The organism is Klebsiella sp. MS 92-3 (assembly GCF_000195655.1).
In the GTDB taxonomy this organism is placed as follows: domain Bacteria; phylum Pseudomonadota; class Gammaproteobacteria; order Enterobacterales; family Enterobacteriaceae; genus Klebsiella; species Klebsiella pneumoniae.
This window is the reverse complement of sequence record NZ_GL882852.1, coordinates 12,277-30,578: the sequence shown is the minus strand read 5'-3', so window position 1 is coordinate 30,578 and position 18,302 is coordinate 12,277. Positions and strand designations below refer to the sequence as shown.

Here is an 18,302-nt window from a genome sequence, read left to right as displayed (position 1 = left end):
CCAGCCCGAAGGCTGGCATGATTATTTCACAAGGACAGGATTAAGCCTGACCTTTGATCTCTTTACGACCGTTGAACGGCGCTTGCTCACCCAGCGCTTCTTCGATACGAATCAGCTGGTTGTATTTAGCAACGCGGTCAGAACGGCTCATAGAACCAGTTTTGATCTGGCCTGCAGCGGTACCAACAGCCAGGTCGGCAATGGTAGCGTCTTCAGTTTCGCCAGAACGGTGAGAGATAACAGCGGTGTAGCCAGCGTCTTTCGCCATCTTGATAGCAGCCAGAGTTTCGGTCAGAGAACCGATCTGGTTGAACTTGATCAGGATGGAGTTAGCGATGCCTTTTTCGATGCCTTCTTTCAGGATCTTGGTGTTGGTTACGAACAGGTCGTCACCAACCAGCTGGATTTTGTCGCCCAGTACTTTGGTCTGGTAAGCGAAACCTTCCCAGTCAGATTCGTCCAGACCATCTTCGATGGAGACGATCGGGTACTGTTTGGTCAGCTCTTCCAGGAAGTGAGTGAACTCTTCAGAGGTGAATGCTTTGTTGCCTTCGCCAGCCAGAACGTATTTACCGTCTTTGTAGAATTCAGACGCCGCGCAGTCCATCGCCAGGGTGATGTCTTTGCCCAGCTCGTAGCCTGCAGCTTTAACCGCTTCAGCGATAACAGCCAGCGCTTCGGCGTTGGAACCCAGGTTCGGCGCGTAGCCGCCTTCGTCACCAACGGCAGTGTTCATGCCTTTGGACTTCAGCACTTTCGCCAGGTGATGGAACACTTCAGAACCCATGCGTACTGCTTCTTTCAGGGTCGGCGCGCCAACCGGCTGAATCATGAATTCCTGGATGTCGACGTTGTTGTCAGCGTGCTCACCGCCGTTGATGATGTTCATCATCGGAACCGGCATGGAGTATTTGCCCGGAGTGCCGTTCAGTTCAGCGATGTGCGCGTACAGCGGCAGGCCTTTGGACGCAGCAGCTGCTTTGGCGTTCGCCAGAGAAACGGCCAGGATAGCGTTCGCACCGAAGTTAGATTTGTTTTCAGTACCGTCCAGGTCGATCATGATCTTGTCGATGCCAGCCTGATCTTTAGCATCTTTGCCCAGGATTGCCTGAGCGATCGGGCCGTTTACCGCAGCAACAGCTTTGGTTACGCCTTTACCCAGGAAACGGGATTTGTCGCCATCGCGCAGTTCCAGCGCTTCGCGGGAACCAGTAGAAGCACCTGACGGAGCAGCTGCCATACCGACGAAACCACCTTCCAGGTGTACTTCGGCTTCAACAGTCGGGTTACCACGGGAGTCGATGATTTCACGACCGATGACTTTAACGATTTTGGACATTAGGTTTTCCTCAGTACAAGTTAAACTAAAACTCCAGACAAACAATGCACCCGGATGGGTGCATTGCCGTTCAAACTCTTTTTACTTCGCCTGGCGTTTCTGGTACTCGCTCGCGGCTTTCACAAAGCCGGCAAACAGCGGGTGTCCATCACGCGGCGTCGAAGTAAACTCCGGGTGGAACTGGCAGGCCACAAACCACGGATGGTTCGGCACTTCGATGATCTCGACCAACTGATCATCCCCGGAACGGCCCGCAACGCGCAGACCGGCAGCTTCAATCGGTTTCAACAACATGTTGTTGACTTCGTAGCGGTGACGATGACGCTCGGTGATGGTCGGCTCGCCGTAAAGCTGGCGTACCAGAGAATCATCACTCAGCTGGCACTGCTGCGCGCCCAGGCGCATGGTGCCGCCCAGATCGCTCTTCTCAGAGCGGACTTCAACGTTGCCATCTTCGTCACGCCATTCGGTAATCAGGGCCACGACCGGGTATTTACAGTCTGGCACAAATTCCGTCGAGTTGGCGTTTTCCATACCCGCTACGTTACGCGCGAACTCAATCAGCGCAACCTGCATACCCAGGCAGATGCCCAGATAAGGAATATTGTTTTCACGCGCATAGCGCGCGGTGGCGATCTTGCCTTCAACGCCGCGGTAGCCGAAGCCGCCCGGGATCAGGATAGCGTCTAAATCCTTGAGGATTTCGACGCCGCGCGTTTCCACATCCTGCGAATCGATCAGCTTGATGTTGACGGTAACGCGATTTTTCAGACCGCCGTGTTTCAGCGCTTCAATCACCGACTTGTAGGCATCCGGCAGTTCAATGTACTTACCGACCATACCGATGGTGACTTCGCCTGCCGGATTAGCTTCTTCATAGATTACCTGTTCCCATTCGGCCAGGTTTGCTTCCGGACAAGTTAAGCTGAATCGTTTACAAATATAATCGTCCAGCCCCTGAGATTTCAACAGGCCCGGAATTTTATAAATGGAATCGACATCTTTCAGAGAAATCACAGCCTTTTCCGGAACGTTACAGAACAAAGCAATTTTGGCTCGTTCGTTGGCCGGAACCGCGCGATCGGAGCGGCAGATCAGAATATCAGGCTGAATACCGATGGAGAGCAGCTCTTTCACGGAGTGCTGGGTCGGCTTGGTTTTGACTTCGCCCGCGGCGGCCATGTACGGCACCAGAGTCAGGTGCATGAACAGGGTATGCTCGCGGCCGATCTCTACCGCCATCTGACGAATCGCTTCGAGGAACGGCAGGGATTCGATATCGCCTACGGTACCGCCGATTTCCACCAGCACGACGTCATGGCCTTCGCCGCCCGCCAGTACGCGCTCTTTGATAGCGTTGGTGATGTGCGGGATAACCTGAACGGTCGCGCCCAGGTAGTCGCCACGGCGCTCTTTGCGCAGCACGTCGGAGTAGATACGGCCGGTGGTGAAGTTATTGCGGCGCGTCATCTTGGTGCGGATAAAACGCTCATAGTGGCCCAGGTCCAGATCGGTTTCTGCGCCGTCTTCAGTAACGAACACTTCCCCATGCTGGATTGGGCTCATGGTGCCCGGATCGACGTTGATATACGGATCCAGTTTCATGATGGTCACGTTGAGACCACGGGCTTCAAGAATGGCTGCCAGGGAGGCTGCGGCAATGCCTTTACCCAGAGAGGATACGACCCCGCCGGTCACAAAAATATAGTTCGTTGTCATGCTGAACCTGAGAAGTTAGGGTAAAACGATGGAATAACCAGGACGGGAAAGTAGTATACCCGAACATGCGTGACGCCACAAACTTTCATTCTTCCCCTCCCCTTCGTTCTTCAAGTTGCACCTGTGTTGCGACTCGAACAACTCGAAGAGGCAGGCTACATGGTGTTTCAACGACATAACGGAAAGAGAAAATAGACGCTTTTGGCGAAATGTTTTTGACGTAAATCAAGCGCTTGTTATTTATAAAATCACACAAATCGCGCTTGATCACGAAAATCCGTTAGAGATCAGTTTCCTGGCGTTTTACTTCCTGCCACACTTCTTCCATGGTATCGAGGTCGACGCCGGTCATTTCCAGGCCTCGGGCGGCGACAATACGCTCGACCTCGCGGAAACGACGCTCAAATTTGAGGTTTGCTTTCTGCAGCGCCACCTCGGCTTTGACGCCCAAATGACGGGATAAATTCACCGTGGCAAACAGCAGATCGCCCACTTCCTCTTCCAGTTTTGCTTCATCCACCACCGCCTGCTGCGCTTCATGCATCACTTCATCAATTTCTTCATGCACTTTGTCGAGCACCGGGCCCAGCGAGGTCCAGTCGAAACCCACTGCCGAGCAGCGGCGCTGGATTTTATGCGCGCGCATCAGCGCCGGCAGGCTATGGGGAATATCGTCCAGTGCCGAATGCTGGGCTTTTTCCGCCCGCTCCGCGCTTTTGATTTGCTCCCAGCGAGCCAGGACTTCCGTGCTATTGCCCGCCGATGCCTCGCCGAAGATATGCGGGTGGCGACGCTCCAGCTTGTCGCTGATGGCGGCGCAGATATCGTCAAAGTTAAAGCGTCCCTCTTCCTGCGCCATTTGCGCATAGAACACCACCTGGAACAGCAGATCGCCCAGCTCACCGCGCAGATCGTCAAAATCTTCCCGCTGGATAGCATCGAGGACCTCATAGGTCTCCTCAAGGGTATAAGGGGCGATGGTGGCAAAGGTCTGCTCTTTATCCCACGGGCAGCCGTTTTCCGGGTCGCGCAGGCGGCGCATGATGCCGAGCAAGCGGTCAATTTGAGTCATGTGACAATCCTGGAAATTTAAAAAATAGTCGGCCGGATAAGGCGTTTAGACCTGATCCGACGTTGCGAAATTGCCGGATGGCGGCTTCGCCTTATCCGGCCTACAGACGAATTAACCGCCGTGCAGACGGCGCGCGTCGATCACATCCGGCACCTGGTTGAGCTTACCGAGCACCCGGCCCAGCACCTGCAGGTTGTAAATCTCGATGGTCATATCGATGGTTGCCAGCTGCTGACGGGTATCGCTGCGGCTGGCGACGCCCAGCACGTTCACCTTCTCATTGGCGAGGATGGTAGTGATATCGCGCAGTAAACCGCTGCGATCGTTCGCCTCCACCCTGACCACCAGCGAGTAGCCCGCCGAGTAGCTTTCGCCCCATACCGCATCGACGATGCGCTCCGGGGCATGCGACTGCAGTTCTGCCAGCTGATCGCAGTCCGCGCGATGCACGGAGATCCCGCGCCCCTGGGTGATAAAGCCGACGATCTCGTCGCCCGGGATTGGCTGGCAGCAGCGGGCAATATGGTGCATCAGGTTGCCTACCCCTTCCACCACTACCCGGCCATTGTCCTTGGTGCGATTTTGCGGCGTGTAGGTTTTCTGCTGCAGTTGCTTCAGCGCGGCCGCATCCTGCTCGGCGGCGCTAGGTTTATTGAACTGCGCCTGCAGGAAGTTGACCATCTGGTTGAGACGGATATCGCCACCGCCGATGGCGGCCAGCAGTTCATCGAGCTCGTTGAAGTTATAGCGCGGCAGCAGGTGCTTTTCCGCATCCTTCAGGCTGATGCCCAAATGCTCCAGCTCGTCGTCGAGGATCTGCCGACCGGCGAGAATGTTCTTGTCGCGATCCTGCTTACGGAACCAGGCGTGGATCTTCGAACGTCCGCGGCTGGTGGTCACATAGCCGAGGTTAGGGTTCAGCCAGTCACGGCTCGGGTTCGGCTGCTTCTGGGTAATAATTTCGATCTGATCGCCCATCTGCAGCTGGTAGGTGAACGGCACGATGCGGCCGCCAATTTTGGCGCCGATGCAGCGATGGCCGACATCGCTGTGAATATGATAGGCAAAGTCCAGCGGCGTCGACCCCGCAGGCAGGTCCACCACGTCGCCTTTCGGCGTAAAGACATACACCCGGTCGTCGAAGACCTGGCTGCGCACTTCGTCGAGCATCTCGCCGGAGTCGGCCATCTCTTCCTGCCAGGCAATCAGCTTACGCAGCCAGGCGATACGGTCTTCATAGCCGCGGCCGCCGCTGGTGCCGGCTCCCGCGCCCTCTTTGTACTTCCAGTGTGCGGCCACGCCCAGCTCGGCATCTTCATGCATCTGCCGGGTGCGGATCTGAATCTCCACCGTCTTGCCGCTCGGCCCCAGCACCACGGTATGGATAGACTGGTAACCGTTGGGTTTCGGGTTGGCCACGTAGTCGTCGAATTCATCCGGCAGATGGCGGTAGTGAGTATGGACGATCCCCAGCGCGGCATAGCAATCCTGCAAACGCTCAGCCACAATACGCACCGCGCGAACGTCAAACAGCTCGTCGAAAGCGAGGTGTTTTTTCTGCATTTTGCGCCAGATACTGTAGATATGCTTCGGCCGGCCATAGACTTCCGCCTTGACGCCTTCGGCTTTCATCTCTGAGCGCAGGTGGCCGACAAACTCTTCGATGTAATGCTCGCGGTCGATACGGCGCTCGTGGAGCAGTTTGGCAATGCGCTTGTATTCCGCCGGGTGCAGATAGCGGAAGCAGTAATCTTCCAGCTCCCACTTCAGCTGGCCGATACCTAAGCGGTTCGCCAGGGGAGCATAGATATTGGTGCACTCTTTCGCCGCAAGAACGCGCTCATCTTCCGGCGCGTCTTTGACCTCGCGCAGATGCGCGATACGCTCAGCAAGTTTGATGACCACGCAGCGGAAATCGTCAACCATCGCCAGCAGCATACGGCGAATGTTATCCACCTGCTCGGAAGAGACCGAGTCGGTATGGGTAGCTTTCAGCTGGCGGATAGCGGCCATGTCCCGCACCCCGTGAATCAGGGTCACGACCGATTTACCTACGCTCTCCTGCATCACCTCTTCGCTGACAACTTCGCCGTCGGCCAGCGGGAACAGCAGCGCCGCGCGCAGCGTATCGATGTCCATACTTAGGGTGGAGAGAATCTCCACCATTTCGACGCCCCGCCACAGCAGCAGGTCCGCCTGCGGGTGTCCTTGCGTTTTTTCGCGACAATAATCCCAGGTTTCGGCTAAGCGCTCACACGACTGCTGGCTGGAAATTCCCAGACTCGCGATCCATTTCTTCGGGTCAAATTCACCAGCTTTATTAAGATGTGCACTTCTTACCGCAACCATTGTCCTCTCCTTAAGGGACCGGCCTGCCGAAGTCGGCAAGCCTCAACTTTCTACATGTCATCCTGCAGGTCGCGTCAGCATTCATGGCCAGGGTGGCTCTTCTGCGACGTTGTGAATGACCTTATGTAAGCCTGCGCTCAAACAACACCATTGATTCCAGATGGCCGGTATGCGGGAACATATCCAGCATCGCCAGGCGTTGAATCTGATATCCAGCCTGCAACAGGGTTTCGCTGTCTCGCGCCAGCGTCGCCGGGTTGCAGGAAACATACACCACCCGCCGCGGTGCCAGTTTTATTATATGCGGCATCACGCCCGGCGCGCCGGCGCGGGCCGGGGCCAGCAGCACTTTATCAAAGCCGTGCTTCGCCCAGGCCTGACGGGTGACGTCTTCTTCCAGATTTTCATGGAAGAAAGTGACATTTGATAAACCATTGCGGGCGGCGTTTTCCCGCCCCTTCTCCACCAGCGCCGGCACCCCTTCCACGCCCACCACATGGGCGGCGCGTGTCGCCAGCGGCAGGGTAAAGTTGCCCATCCCGCAGAACAGATCCAGCACCCGGTCCTCTGGCCGCAGATCCAGCCACTCCAGTGCGGTACGCACCATCTGCTGATTTACGCCGTCGTTGACCTGGATAAAATCCCGCGGGCTGAACACTAAGCGTAGTCCGTCTGAGGTATACCATGGCGCTTCGCCATGAATATGCTCCAGTATCTCGCTTTGTGGCGCGAGGTACAGGGAAAGACCGTGAGTTTGCGAAAAGCGTTCCAGTTTTTCCCTGTCTGTCGCCGGCAGGGCTGCGGTATGGCGCAGCACCATCAGCGGGCCATTGTCCGCCTGCACCAGCTCGACGTGGCCGAGATGGCGTAATGCGCTCAGCGCGCTTAAGCACTCGCGCACAGCGGGCAGCAATGCCTCAAGTTGGGGCACCAAAACAGGGCACTGCACCACATCGACGATCGCTTTGGCGTTGGCCTGGCGAAAACCCATCTGCAATTGTTGGGTCTTCGGCTGATAATTCAAGCTCAAGCGTGCGCGACGGCGGTAGCCCCACGGCGCGCCGGCGATGACGTCATCTACCTCGCGCTTCATCAGTCGCCCCAGCGCGGCGCGTTTACTTTGCTGCTGAAGCGGAACGCTGGCATGTTGTTGTTGGCATCCGCCGCAGACGCCAAAATGGGGGCAGCGCGGCGCCTGGCGCTGCGGGCTGTCGGTCAGTCGGCGTTTCACCTCGGCGCGGGCGTACTGTTTTTTATCTTCCACCAGCGCCACCTCGGCCTGCTCGTGGGGCAGCACGCCGCTCACGAACAACGCCTTCCCCTGATGGCGGGCAACACCCTGACCAAAGGGATCGAGGTCGTTGACTGTAACGGTTATGATCTGGCGCGTCGTCACACGCCGTTTTGCAGAGTAGAATTGCGCCATCGTAGAGAGTTGTCTCAATCAAATAAAACGAGCTCGTTCAGAGCGGCAGCGCCGCGAGGCGCAGCGACGCTGCACAGAACGATGATGTCTATATTCTCCCATAATGGAACCGCATGACCAACTACAGCCTGCGTGCTCGCATGATGATTCTGATTCTGGCGCCAACCGTCCTGATAGGACTGTTGCTCAGTATTTTCTTTGTCGCTCATCGTTATAACGACCTGCAACGCCAGCTGGAGGACGCTGGCGCCAGTATTATCGAACCGCTGGCGGTCTCCAGCGAATATGGCATGAACTTGCAAAACCGCGAATCCATCGGCCAGCTGATCAGCGTTCTGCATCGTCGCCACTCGGAGATCGTGCGGGCCATCTCGGTGTACGATTCGCATAACCGCTTATTTGTCACCTCCAATTACCAGCTCAATCCCAGCGAACTGCAGATCCCGAAAGGCGAGGCATTCCCCCGTCACCTCAGCGTCATCCGCGATGGCGACATGATGATCCTGCGCACGCCTATTGTCTCGGAAAGCTATTCTCCGGATGAATCACCCGAATCTGACGCTAAAATGCCGGGCAATATGCTGGGCTACGTCGCCCTGGAGCTGGATCTAAAATCGGTTCGCCTCCAGCAGTACAAAGAGATTTTTATCTCCAGCGTAATGATGCTGTTCTGTATCGGCATCGCGTTAATCTTCGGCTGGAGGCTGATGCGCGACGTCACTGGGCCAATCCGCAATATGGTTAACACTGTCGACCGCATCCGCCGCGGACAGCTGGACAGCCGGGTCGAAGGCTTTATGCTCGGCGAACTGGATATGCTGAAAAATGGCATTAACTCGATGGCCATGTCGCTGGCGGCATACCACGAAGAGATGCAACACAACGTCGACCAGGCGACCTCCGATCTACGGGAAACGCTTGAGCAGATGGAGATCCAGAACGTCGAGCTGGACCTGGCGAAAAAGCGCGCCCAGGAGGCGGCGCGCATTAAGTCTGAGTTCCTGGCCAATATGTCTCACGAGCTGCGCACCCCGCTCAATGGGGTGATCGGCTTTACCCGCCTGACGCTGAAAACCGATCTCAACGCTACGCAGCGCGACCACCTGACCACCATCGAACGTTCGGCCAACAATCTGCTGGCGATCATCAATGACGTGCTCGACTTTTCCAAGCTGGAAGCCGGGAAGCTGATCCTGGAGAGTATTCCGTTCCTGCTGCGCACTTCGCTTGATGAAGTGGTCACCCTGCTGGCGCATTCCGCGCACGATAAAGGGCTGGAGCTGACGCTGAATATTAAGAACAATGTACCGGACAACGTTATCGGCGACCCGCTGCGTCTGCAGCAGATTGTGACCAACCTCGTGGGCAACGCCATCAAATTTACCGAGCACGGCAATATCGACGTACTGGTGGAGCAGCGGGCCATCAGTAATTCCCGGGTACAGATCGAAATTCAGATCCACGATACCGGCATCGGCATCCCCGAGCGCGACCAGTCCCGGCTATTCCAGGCCTTCCGTCAGGCCGATGCCAGTATTTCACGCCGCCACGGCGGCACCGGGCTCGGGCTGGTGATCACTCAGCGTCTGGTCAAAGAGATGGGCGGGGATATTTCGTTCCACAGCCAGCCGAACCGCGGCTCCACCTTCTGGTTCCATATCAGCCTCGATCTCAACCCGAACGCCATTCCGGATACGCTGAACACCGACGGGCTTGTCGGCAAACGTCTGGCCTATGTGGAAGCCAACGCGACGGCGGCGCAGTGTACCCTGGAGATGCTGGCCGCTACGCCGCTGGAGGTTATCTACAGCCCTACCTTCTCCTCGCTGGCGGAAGCGCAGTATGACATTCTGCTGGTCGGTATCCCGGTTTCAATGCGCGATTTGTCGCCGCATCGGGAAAAATTAGCCAAAGCCTGCGCGATGTCCGATAACGTACTGCTGGCCCTGCCGTGCCATGCCCAGGTCAGCGCCGAAGCCCTGAAGCGCGACGGCGTTGCCGCCTGCCTGTTAAAGCCGCTCACCACCACCCGTCTGCTACCGGCGCTGGTGGCTACCAGCCACGCGCTTGCCTCCGCGCCGCTGATGCAGATCGACAGTCATAAGTTGCCAATGACGGTAATGGCCGTCGACGACAACCCGGCTAACCTGAAGCTGATTGGCGCCCTGCTGGATGATCTTGTGCAGCAGGTGATCCTCTGCGACAGCGGCCAGCAGGCGGTGGACAAGGCCAAGCAGCTGCAGATGGATCTGATCCTGATGGATATTCAGATGCCGGATATGGACGGCATCCGCGCCTGCGAGCTTATCCATCACCTGTCCCATCATCAGCAAACCCCGGTTATTGCGGTCACCGCGCACGCCCTGGAGGGCCAGCGTGAGAAATTACTGAGCGCCGGCATGAACGACTATCTGGCGAAGCCAATCGAAGAAGAGAAACTGCACGCACTGCTGCTGCGCTATCAGCCCGGCCTGCACAGCGTCGTTCCGGCGTCGCTACCGCCCGCAGAGCCGATCGTCGATCATAATCAAACGCTCGACTGGCAGCTGGCGCTGCGCCAGGCGGCCATGAAGCCGGACCTGGCGCGGGAGATGCTGCAAATGCTGATCGCCTTTATGCCGGAGGTGCGTAACAAAGTTGAGGAGCAGCTGGTGGGCGAGCAGCCGGAAGGGCTGGTGGATCTGATCCATAAACTGCACGGCAGCTGCAGCTATAGCGGCGTGCCGCGGCTGAAAAAGCTGTGCCATCCCCTGGAAAGTCAGCTGCGGGCAGGCACCGCCGCCGAGGATCTGGAGCCGGAGCTGCTTGAGCTGTTAGATGAGATGGATAATGTGGCCCGCGAAGCGTGCCGGATGGGGGTGTAAACCCCGGATAGCTGCGCTACGCGCCTCATCCGGCCTACGCCCTACGGTCCGGTATTCGGTTGGTAGCCCCGGTAAGCGTAAGCGCCACCGGGGATGGTTCCCGGATCGCGGTGCTACGCACCTTATCCGGACTACAAATACCACTGCGCCAGCCGGGTTACCGCCTGTCGCCCATCTGCAAAACCGCGGCTACGTTACGCGCCGTCATTCGCAGGTTGGCGGCGGCATTGGCCAACGCTTCATCAAGGGTACAGATGGTATACAACACGCTGAATACCGCATCCAGCCCGTGCTGATGCACGACGCCAACATCGGCGGTAAGACTGCCGGCAATCCCGATCACCGGGACGTTAAAACGCTTCGCCACCCTCGCCACCCCCACCGGCACTTTGCCGTGGATCGTCTGGCTATCGATACGCCCTTCGCCGGTGATTACTAAATCGGCATCCGCCACCCGCTCAGCCAGCTGTAGCGCATCGGTGACAATCTCAATGCCCGGACGCAACTGAGCACCACAGAACGCATACAGCGCCGCACCCATGCCGCCCGCCGCGCCGCCGCCCTCAAGGCTCAGCACGTCGATATCTAAATCGCGGGCGATAATCCGGGCATAGTGCCGCAGGCCGCTATCGAGCCGGTCGATCATCTGCGCCGTCGCCCCTTTTTGCGGGCCGAACACCGCGCTGGCGCCCTGCGGGCCGGTCAACGGGTTGGTGACGTCGCAGGCAACGTCAATCCGGCAATCTGCCAGACGCGAATCGAGTTCGCTGAGATCGATTCGCGCCAGCGTCTCCAGCGCGCCGCCCCCGGAGGCAATTTGCTGGCCCTCGGCGGTCAGCAGTTTCGCCCCCAGCGCCTGCGCCATCCCGGCGCCGCCGTCATTGGTCGCACTGCCGCCAATACCAATAATGATCTGTCTTACCCCGGCGTCCAGCGCATGGCGGATAAGCTCCCCGGTACCCCAGGAAGTGGTCAGCAGCGGGTTACGCTGCGCCGGCGGGACGCTCTCCAGGCCGCTGGCCGCCGCCATTTCGATAAAGGCGCACTGGCGATCGCCGGACAGCCCGTAAAATGCCTCAACCGGCTCGCCCAGCGGCCCGGTGACCGTCAGCGGAACCAGAAGCCCGCCGGTCGCCGCCACCATGGCTTCCACCGTCCCTTCCCCACCATCGGCAACCGGCAGCTTGACGTACTCGGCGTCAGGATAAATCTCGCGAAAGCCTTGCTCTATCGCACTGGCCACTTCCAGCGCGCTCAGGCTCTCCTTCCAGGAATCCGGTGCGATCACTATTTTCATCTGCTGTCCTTAATCTGAGCCAACCCCTGGCGCTGTCGCGCAATGCCGGCCCCCGCAGAGGCCGGCGGACTTTTAGCGCACCATGCATGGACGCTTGTTGTCAAAGGTCCAGCCCGGGATCAGATACTGCATCGCCATCGCATCGTCGCGGGCGCCAAGACCATGTTTCTTATATAGCTCATTTGCCTGCATCACGCGGTCCATATCCAGCTCAACCCCCAGGCCCGGGGTACTCGGTACCTGCACCATGCCGCCTTTGATTTCAAAAGGTTGTTTGGTCAGACGCTGGTTGCCCTCCTGCCAGATCCAGTGGGTATCGATAGCGGTGATCTTGCCCGGCGCCGCTGCCGCGACGTGGGTGAACATCGCCAGCGACACGTCGAAGTGATTATTAGAGTGCGAACCCCAGGTCAGGCCGAACTCATGGCACATCTGCGCTACGCGCACCGACCCCTGCATGGTCCAGAAGTGCGGGTCCGCCAGCGGGATATCCACCGATTGTAGCGACAGCGTATGGCCCATCTGCCGCCAGTCGGTGGCGATCATATTGGTGGCGGTCGGCAGGCCCGTCGCGCGGCGGAACTCGGCCATCACTTCGCGGCCGGAGAAGCCCTGTTCGGCGCCGCACGGATCTTCCGCATAGGCCAGCACGCCCTTCAGCTGTTTACCAATCTGAATGGCCTCCTCAAGCAGCCAGGCGCCATTCGGGTCGAGAGTGACGCGAGCATTCGGGAAGCGCTTCGCCAGGGCGCTGATCGCTTCGGCTTCTTCAAAACCGGCCAGCACGCCGCCCTTCAGCTTAAAGTCGTTGAAACCATATTTTTCATACGCCGCTTCCGCCAGGCGGACCACCGCATCCGGCGTCATCGCCTCTTCATGGCGCAGGCGATACCACTCGCACTGCTCATCCGGCTGGCTCTGATAGGCCAGCGGCGTCGCATGGCGATTACCGACAAAGAACAGATAGCCCAGCATTTCGACTTCGCTGCGCTGCTGGCCATCGCCTAGCAGCGAGGCGACGTTGACCCCAAGGTGCTGGCCCAGCAGATCCAGCAGTGCCGCTTCGATGCCGGTCACCACGTGAATGGTGGTGCGCAGGTCAAAGGTCTGCAGGCCGCGGCCCCCGGCGTCGCGGTCGGCAAACTGATTGCGCACCGCGCCCAGCACGTTTTTATACTCGCCCAGCGTTTTGCCCACCACCAGCGGAATGGCATCCTCCAGGGTCTGGCGAATTTTTTCACCGCCCGGGATTTCACCGACGCCGGTATGGCCGGCGTTATCTTTGATAATTACGATATTGCGGGTGAAGTACGGGGCGTGCGCGCCGCTCAGGTTCATCAGCATGCTGTCATGGCCGGCAACCGGGATCACCTGCATGGTGGTGACAACGGGCGTTGAAGAGAAAGTCGTCATAGCATCATCCTTTTTAATTAGTGGCGGCCGAAAACGGGACGTTTGCGGTCGAATGTCCAGCCGGGGATCAGGTACTGCATCGGGCCTGCGTCGTTGCGCGCGCCGCCCGGCAGCGCTTTATAGGCCTCATGGGCTCTGCGCACCTGCTCCCAGTCAAGTTCCACGCCGAGTCCCGGCGCGTCTGGCACGGCAATGCTGCCGTTAATAATCTGCAGCGGATTTTTGGTCAGGCGCGCGTCGCCCTCCTGCCAGATCCAGTGGGTATCGATGGCGGTGGGGTTGCCCGGCGCGGCGGCGCCGACGTGGGTAAACATCGCCAGGGAAATATCAAAGTGGTTGTTGGAATGGCAGCCCCAGGTGAGCCCCCAGTCGTCGCACAGCTGCGCCACCCGCACCGCGCCGGAGAGCGTCCAGAAGTGCGGGTCCGCCAGCGGGATATCGACGGCGTTGAGCATCACCGCATGGCCCATTTCGCGCCAGTTAGTGGCTATCATATTGGTGGCGACCGGCAGCCCGGTGGCGCGGCGGAACTCGGTCATCACCTCCCGGCCGGAGAAACCCTGTTCGGCGCCGCACGGATCTTCGGCGTAGGTCAGAACATCCTGCAGCCCTTTACACAGCGCGATGGCCTCATCCAGCAGCCAGGCGCCGTTAGGGTCGACGGTGATGCGCGCATCCGGGAAACGCTTTTTCAGCGCCCGCGCGGTGTCGATCTCCTGCTCGCCGGGCAGCACGCCGCCTTTGAGCTTAAAGTCTTTGAAACCGTAGCGATCCTGGGCGGCTTCCGCCAGACGCACTACCGCCTCGCTGCTCAAAGCCTGCTGGTGGCGCAGGCGGTACCATTCGTGATCGCCCGGCGTATGGTCCAGATAGCCAAGGTCGGTTTTCTGCCGATCGCCGATATAGAACAGGTAGCCCAGCACGGTGACGGCATCACGCTGCTTACCCGGGCCCAGCAGCTCGCAGACCGGCACATTAAGCACCTGGCCGAGCAGGTCGAGCAGCGCCGCTTCCAGCGCCGCCACCGCGTTAACCTTCAGTTCGAAGGTCCACGCCCCTTTGCCGAAGGTGTCGAAATCCGCCGCCTGATTGCCTTTGTGCACCTGCTGCACCACGCGATTGAGTCGGGCGACCTCCTGGCCCACCACCTGCGGGATCGCCGCCAGCAGCGTCTGGTAGATGACCTCTCCGCCGGGCGCTTCGCCGACGCCGGTATGGCCGGCGTTATCGGTTAACACCACGATATTGCGGGTAAACCATGCGTTATGCGCTCCGCCGATGTTCAGCAGCATGCTGTCGTGCCCGGCCACCGGAATGACCTTCATCTCTGTGATAATCGGGCTGGATTGAGTAGTCATGATTAACGTCCCGCTACAGGTTTCAGTTCGATACGTTTGATATCGCCCACCAGCACCAGATAGCTCAGCACCGCCACCAGGGCATGGATACCGACGTAGATCAGCGCGCCGTTGAACGAGCCGGTGGTGCCGACGATATAGCCGATGGCGATCGGGGTGACGATGCCGGAGATATTGCCGAACATATTGAACAGACCGCCGGAGAGACCGCTAATCTCTTTCGGCGCGGTATCCGCCATCACCGCCCAGCCGAGGGCGCCGATCCCTTTGCCGAAGAAGGCCATTGCCATAAAGCCGATCACCATCCACTCCACGTTGACATAGTTACACATCAGCATGGTCATGGAGAGCAGCATCCCCAGCACAATCGGCGTTTTGCGCGCAATGTTCAGCGAGCCGGTGCGGCGCATTAACCAGTCGGAGATCACCCCGCCCAGCACCCCGCCGACAAAGCCGCACACCGCCGGAATCGAGGCGACAAAGCCGGCTTTGAGGATCGACATGCCGCGCGCCTGCACCAGATAAACCGGGAACCAGGTGATAAAGAAGTAGGTTAAGGCGTTGATGCAGTACTGACCGATATAGATGCCGATCATCATCCGCGAGCCGATCAGTTGCTTGATCTGCCCCATTTTGACGCTAAACGGCACTTTCTGCGCGCTACTCTTCTGATCCATGTTGATCAGCGCCCCGCCTTCGGCGATATAGTCCAGCTCTTTCTGGTTCACGCCCGGGTGGTTGTTCGGATCGTGGATCACTTTCAGCCACACAAAGCTGATCACAATCCCCAGCCCGCCCATAAAGAAGAACACATGCGACCAACCCACCTCATGCGTCAGCCAGCCCATGATCGGCGCGAAAATAACGGTGGCAAAGTACTGGGCGGAGTTAAAAATCGATACCGCTGTCCCCCTCTCCTGCGCCGGGAACCAGGCGGCGACGATCCGGCTGTTGCCGGGGAATGACGGCGACTCGGCAAGGCCGACGAGGAAGCGCAGGGTAAACAGCGCAACGATAATGCCAAAGCCGCTGAAGATATCGACGAAGCCCTGCAGCAGGGTAAACATCGACCAGATGAAGATCGACCAGAAATAGACGCGCTTCGAGCCGAAGCGGTCGAGCAGCCAGCCGCCCGGGATCTGGCCGATGACATAAGCCCATGAGAAGGCGGAGAACACATACCCCATCCCCACCGGATCAAGGCCGATATCCCTGGCCATTTCCGAACCGGCGATCGACAGCGTCGCCCGGTCGCCATAGTTAAAAGAGGTGACGATAAACAGCATCACCACTATCCAGTAGCGGGCGTTGGTGCGCTTTTCAGCCGCCGTCGCCGCCTGACTTAATGAACTCATTGTTGTACTCCTGAATCATAGCGTTTAGCTACGTTCATTCTGAACAGCACAACCTGTAGGGTAATCAGAATGACGTGGTCGTGTTTTGATAGTTGTCGTTATATCTGGCACTGCATTTATCACTGGCTGGAGCAGTATATGAAGAGGCACACCGCGGCTCACCGTGCATCCACACAGCTTTTACGCCGCTATTGCAGGTGGTTTGTGGCGAATGCCTGAAAGAATGGGGGGAAGTTCACGGAAATGAAAAGCCAGCGCCGCTGGCGCCGCATAGCGCAGCAAAAAGGGCCGGAGTGTGAAATACCTCACTTGACCCGGTGAAACTGGCTGGCTTAAGCCATGATATTGTTAAGGATATTGTGGCGTTTGCCTAAAGGCGTGGCGCCTGGAAAGCGCTACTATTTTGACGTCCGCGTATCTGGCCGCGACGTATTGAAAGAGCGCCCTCTGCGTAGGGAGAGGGCAGCGCTTTTATGCGAGCAGGGTGGCCCACTGCTCAACCCACGGATTGGAGACGCTCTCCGGCTCCGGGTCTTCGCTGGCGTCAATCTTCAGCATCTCGCCGATGCGCTTCGCGCCCTGCTCCTGCAGCAGCTGATCGAACTTCAGGCCGCCGCCGCAAAAGTTGGCATAGGTGCTGTCGCCGAGCGCGATAATGCCGTACCGCAGGTGAGGCTGATACATATCTTTGATGCCCTCATACAGCGGGACGATGCTGTCCGGCAGATCGCCCTGCCCGGTGGTGGAGGTGACCACCAGCACATACTTACCCGTGTAGGATTCCCAGTCGTTGACCTGCGGATCCTCATACACGGTAGCCTTGTGTCCCAGTCCGCTGAGGATCGCTTCCGCTTCTTCCGCGACCAGCAGCGAGTTGCCGTACATGGTGCCGACAAAAATTCCGACTTCCGCCATGCTATTATCTCCCTGGATTGACCTTATTCTCTTCATCCTGACCGCTGTCGTCGGCAAACTCAACCCTTTCATTTAGCGGGAGAAGCCCGCGCCAGCCAAACTGCGACAGCGCGCGCATCCAGACGTCGTCAAAACCGGCGCGCAGGGTCAGCGGCTCGCCGGTAAAAGGATGGGTTAACGACAGCTCGCTGGCGTGCAGCATCAAGCGGTGACAGCCGAAATGTTCCGCGGCGCTGCGGTTTTGCCGCAGATCGCCGTGCTTGCTGTCGCCGAGGATCGGATGACGGAGGTGGGCCAGATGACGGCGCAGCTGGTGCTTGCGGCCGGTTTTCGGCTCCAGTTCCACCAGCCCATAGCGCGAGGTGGGATAGCGCCCAGTCGCCACTGGCATCTCCACTGTCGCCAGACCGCGGTAGTGGGTTACCGCTGGCTGCGGCCCTTTATCTTCGCGGGCGAACTTATCGGCGATTCTATCCAGCTCCTCCACCAGCGGGTAATCCAGCAGCGCCTCTTCCATCAGCCAGCCGCGGACGATCGCATGGTAGCGCTTCCGGATCTGGTGCTGCTCGAACTGTTGCGCCAGCAGCCGGCCCGCCTCGCTCGACAATCCCATCAGCAGCACGCCGGAGGTGGGCCGGTCGAGACGATGAGCGGTAAAAACGTGCTGACCGATCTGGTCGCGCACGGTCTGCATCACCACCACTTTCTCGTCGCGATCGAGCCAGCTGCGATGCACCAGCCAGCCCGAGGGTTTGTTGACCGCCACCAGCCAGTCGTCCTGGTAGATAATCTCCAGCATCAGGCCTGCTCACCGGCAAACAGCGCGTCTAACAGCAGAAGTTCCGCCAGCATGGATTCGCGGACCGGGTGGGCCTGATCCAGAGCCATTTCGTAATAAGGCGCAACGGCAAAATTTTGCGGCAGCGGCTGGCCGCTCTCCAGCAGCTGGTGCATACGCGGGATCAGGACCCACTGCAGCCACTCCAGCGGCTCCAGGGTATCCAGGCAAAACGGCTTATCGCTGGCGAAGGCGCTGCTGTCAGGCGCCGTCTCCTGCCAGTGCTCCGTTTCGCGCAGCAGGGCTTCAATGGCGCGCAGGCGATCGCGCACGCTATCGTGAAGAGTCATGGGGAAACCTCGATGAGTTAAAAACCGGGCGCAGGATAGCAAATCCGCAGGAGAAATAAAAAAAGGG

The 18,302-nt window shown here is 58.7% G+C and carries 13 protein-coding genes; 1 reads left to right on the top strand and 12 read right to left on the bottom strand.

The features are described 5' to 3' along the window. Positions 1 to 40: 40 nt before the first annotated feature. From eno to rlmD, 5 genes are all read right to left on the bottom strand, one after another. Positions 41 to 1,339, bottom strand: coding sequence for a phosphopyruvate hydratase (gene eno / locus HMPREF9538_RS04985; RefSeq protein ID WP_002915213.1), 1,299 nt, complete (start codon positions 1,337 to 1,339; stop codon positions 41 to 43). 81 nt (positions 1,340 to 1,420) lie between these two features. After that, a complete protein-coding gene (gene pyrG, locus HMPREF9538_RS04990) occupies positions 1,421 to 3,058 on the bottom strand; it encodes a glutamine hydrolyzing CTP synthase (RefSeq protein WP_004142808.1) in 1,638 nt (545 codons plus the stop codon). 280 nt (positions 3,059 to 3,338) lie between these two features. Next, positions 3,339 to 4,130: a nucleoside triphosphate pyrophosphohydrolase gene (mazG, locus tag HMPREF9538_RS04995; RefSeq protein WP_002915215.1), complete on the bottom strand. Its 792-nt coding sequence runs from the start codon at positions 4,128 to 4,130 to the stop codon at positions 3,339 to 3,341. Positions 4,131 to 4,241: 111 nt separating this feature from the next. Beyond that, the gene (relA, locus tag HMPREF9538_RS05000) at positions 4,242 to 6,479 is read right to left on the bottom strand and encodes a GTP diphosphokinase (RefSeq protein WP_002915217.1); all 2,238 of its coding nucleotides are present in this window, start codon (positions 6,477 to 6,479) and stop codon (positions 4,242 to 4,244) included. 121 nt (positions 6,480 to 6,600) lie between these two features. Next, positions 6,601 to 7,905 carry a 23S rRNA (uracil(1939)-C(5))-methyltransferase RlmD gene (gene rlmD, locus HMPREF9538_RS05005; protein ID WP_009486030.1) on the bottom strand — a complete coding sequence of 435 codons (1,305 nt, stop codon included), beginning with the start codon at positions 7,903 to 7,905 and terminating at the stop codon, positions 6,601 to 6,603. Between the two features lie 113 nt (positions 7,906 to 8,018). Between rlmD and barA the strand changes: the two genes are divergently transcribed. Next, entirely contained in the window at positions 8,019 to 10,769 is a 2,751-nt protein-coding gene (gene barA / locus HMPREF9538_RS05010) for a two-component sensor histidine kinase BarA (RefSeq protein ID WP_009486029.1), read from the top strand. 157 nt (positions 10,770 to 10,926) lie between these two features. Here the strand turns inward: barA and HMPREF9538_RS05015 are convergent, their stop codons facing one another. The 7 genes from HMPREF9538_RS05015 to HMPREF9538_RS05045 all read right to left on the bottom strand — a co-directional run bounded on the left by HMPREF9538_RS05015 (position 10,927) and on the right by HMPREF9538_RS05045 (position 18,235). After that, complete coding sequence (locus HMPREF9538_RS05015; RefSeq protein ID WP_002915222.1) at positions 10,927 to 12,066, bottom strand: glycerate kinase; 1,140 nt, start codon at positions 12,064 to 12,066, stop codon at positions 10,927 to 10,929. Positions 12,067 to 12,138: 72 nt separating this feature from the next. Then, positions 12,139 to 13,479, bottom strand: coding sequence for a glucarate dehydratase (gene gudD / locus HMPREF9538_RS05020; RefSeq protein ID WP_002915223.1), 1,341 nt, complete (start codon positions 13,477 to 13,479; stop codon positions 12,139 to 12,141). Between the two features lie 17 nt (positions 13,480 to 13,496). After that, the gene (locus HMPREF9538_RS05025) at positions 13,497 to 14,837 is read right to left on the bottom strand and encodes an enolase C-terminal domain-like protein (protein WP_004890100.1); all 1,341 of its coding nucleotides are present in this window, start codon (positions 14,835 to 14,837) and stop codon (positions 13,497 to 13,499) included. A gap of 2 nt (positions 14,838 to 14,839) precedes the next feature. After that, positions 14,840 to 16,192, bottom strand: a complete 1,353-nt coding sequence (locus HMPREF9538_RS05030) for an MFS transporter (protein WP_002915225.1) — start codon at positions 16,190 to 16,192, stop codon at positions 14,840 to 14,842. 471 nt (positions 16,193 to 16,663) lie between these two features. After that, the gene (locus HMPREF9538_RS05035) at positions 16,664 to 17,107 is read right to left on the bottom strand and encodes a flavodoxin (protein WP_002915235.1); all 444 of its coding nucleotides are present in this window, start codon (positions 17,105 to 17,107) and stop codon (positions 16,664 to 16,666) included. A gap of 4 nt (positions 17,108 to 17,111) precedes the next feature. Next, a complete protein-coding gene (gene truC / locus HMPREF9538_RS05040; RefSeq protein WP_002915236.1) occupies positions 17,112 to 17,906 on the bottom strand; it encodes a tRNA pseudouridine(65) synthase TruC in 795 nt (264 codons plus the stop codon). Next, complete coding sequence (locus HMPREF9538_RS05045; protein WP_002915249.1) at positions 17,906 to 18,235, bottom strand: YqcC family protein; 330 nt, start codon at positions 18,233 to 18,235, stop codon at positions 17,906 to 17,908. The genes truC and HMPREF9538_RS05045 overlap by 1 nt, the downstream gene beginning before the upstream one ends. Between the last annotated feature and the right edge of the window lie 67 nt (positions 18,236 to 18,302).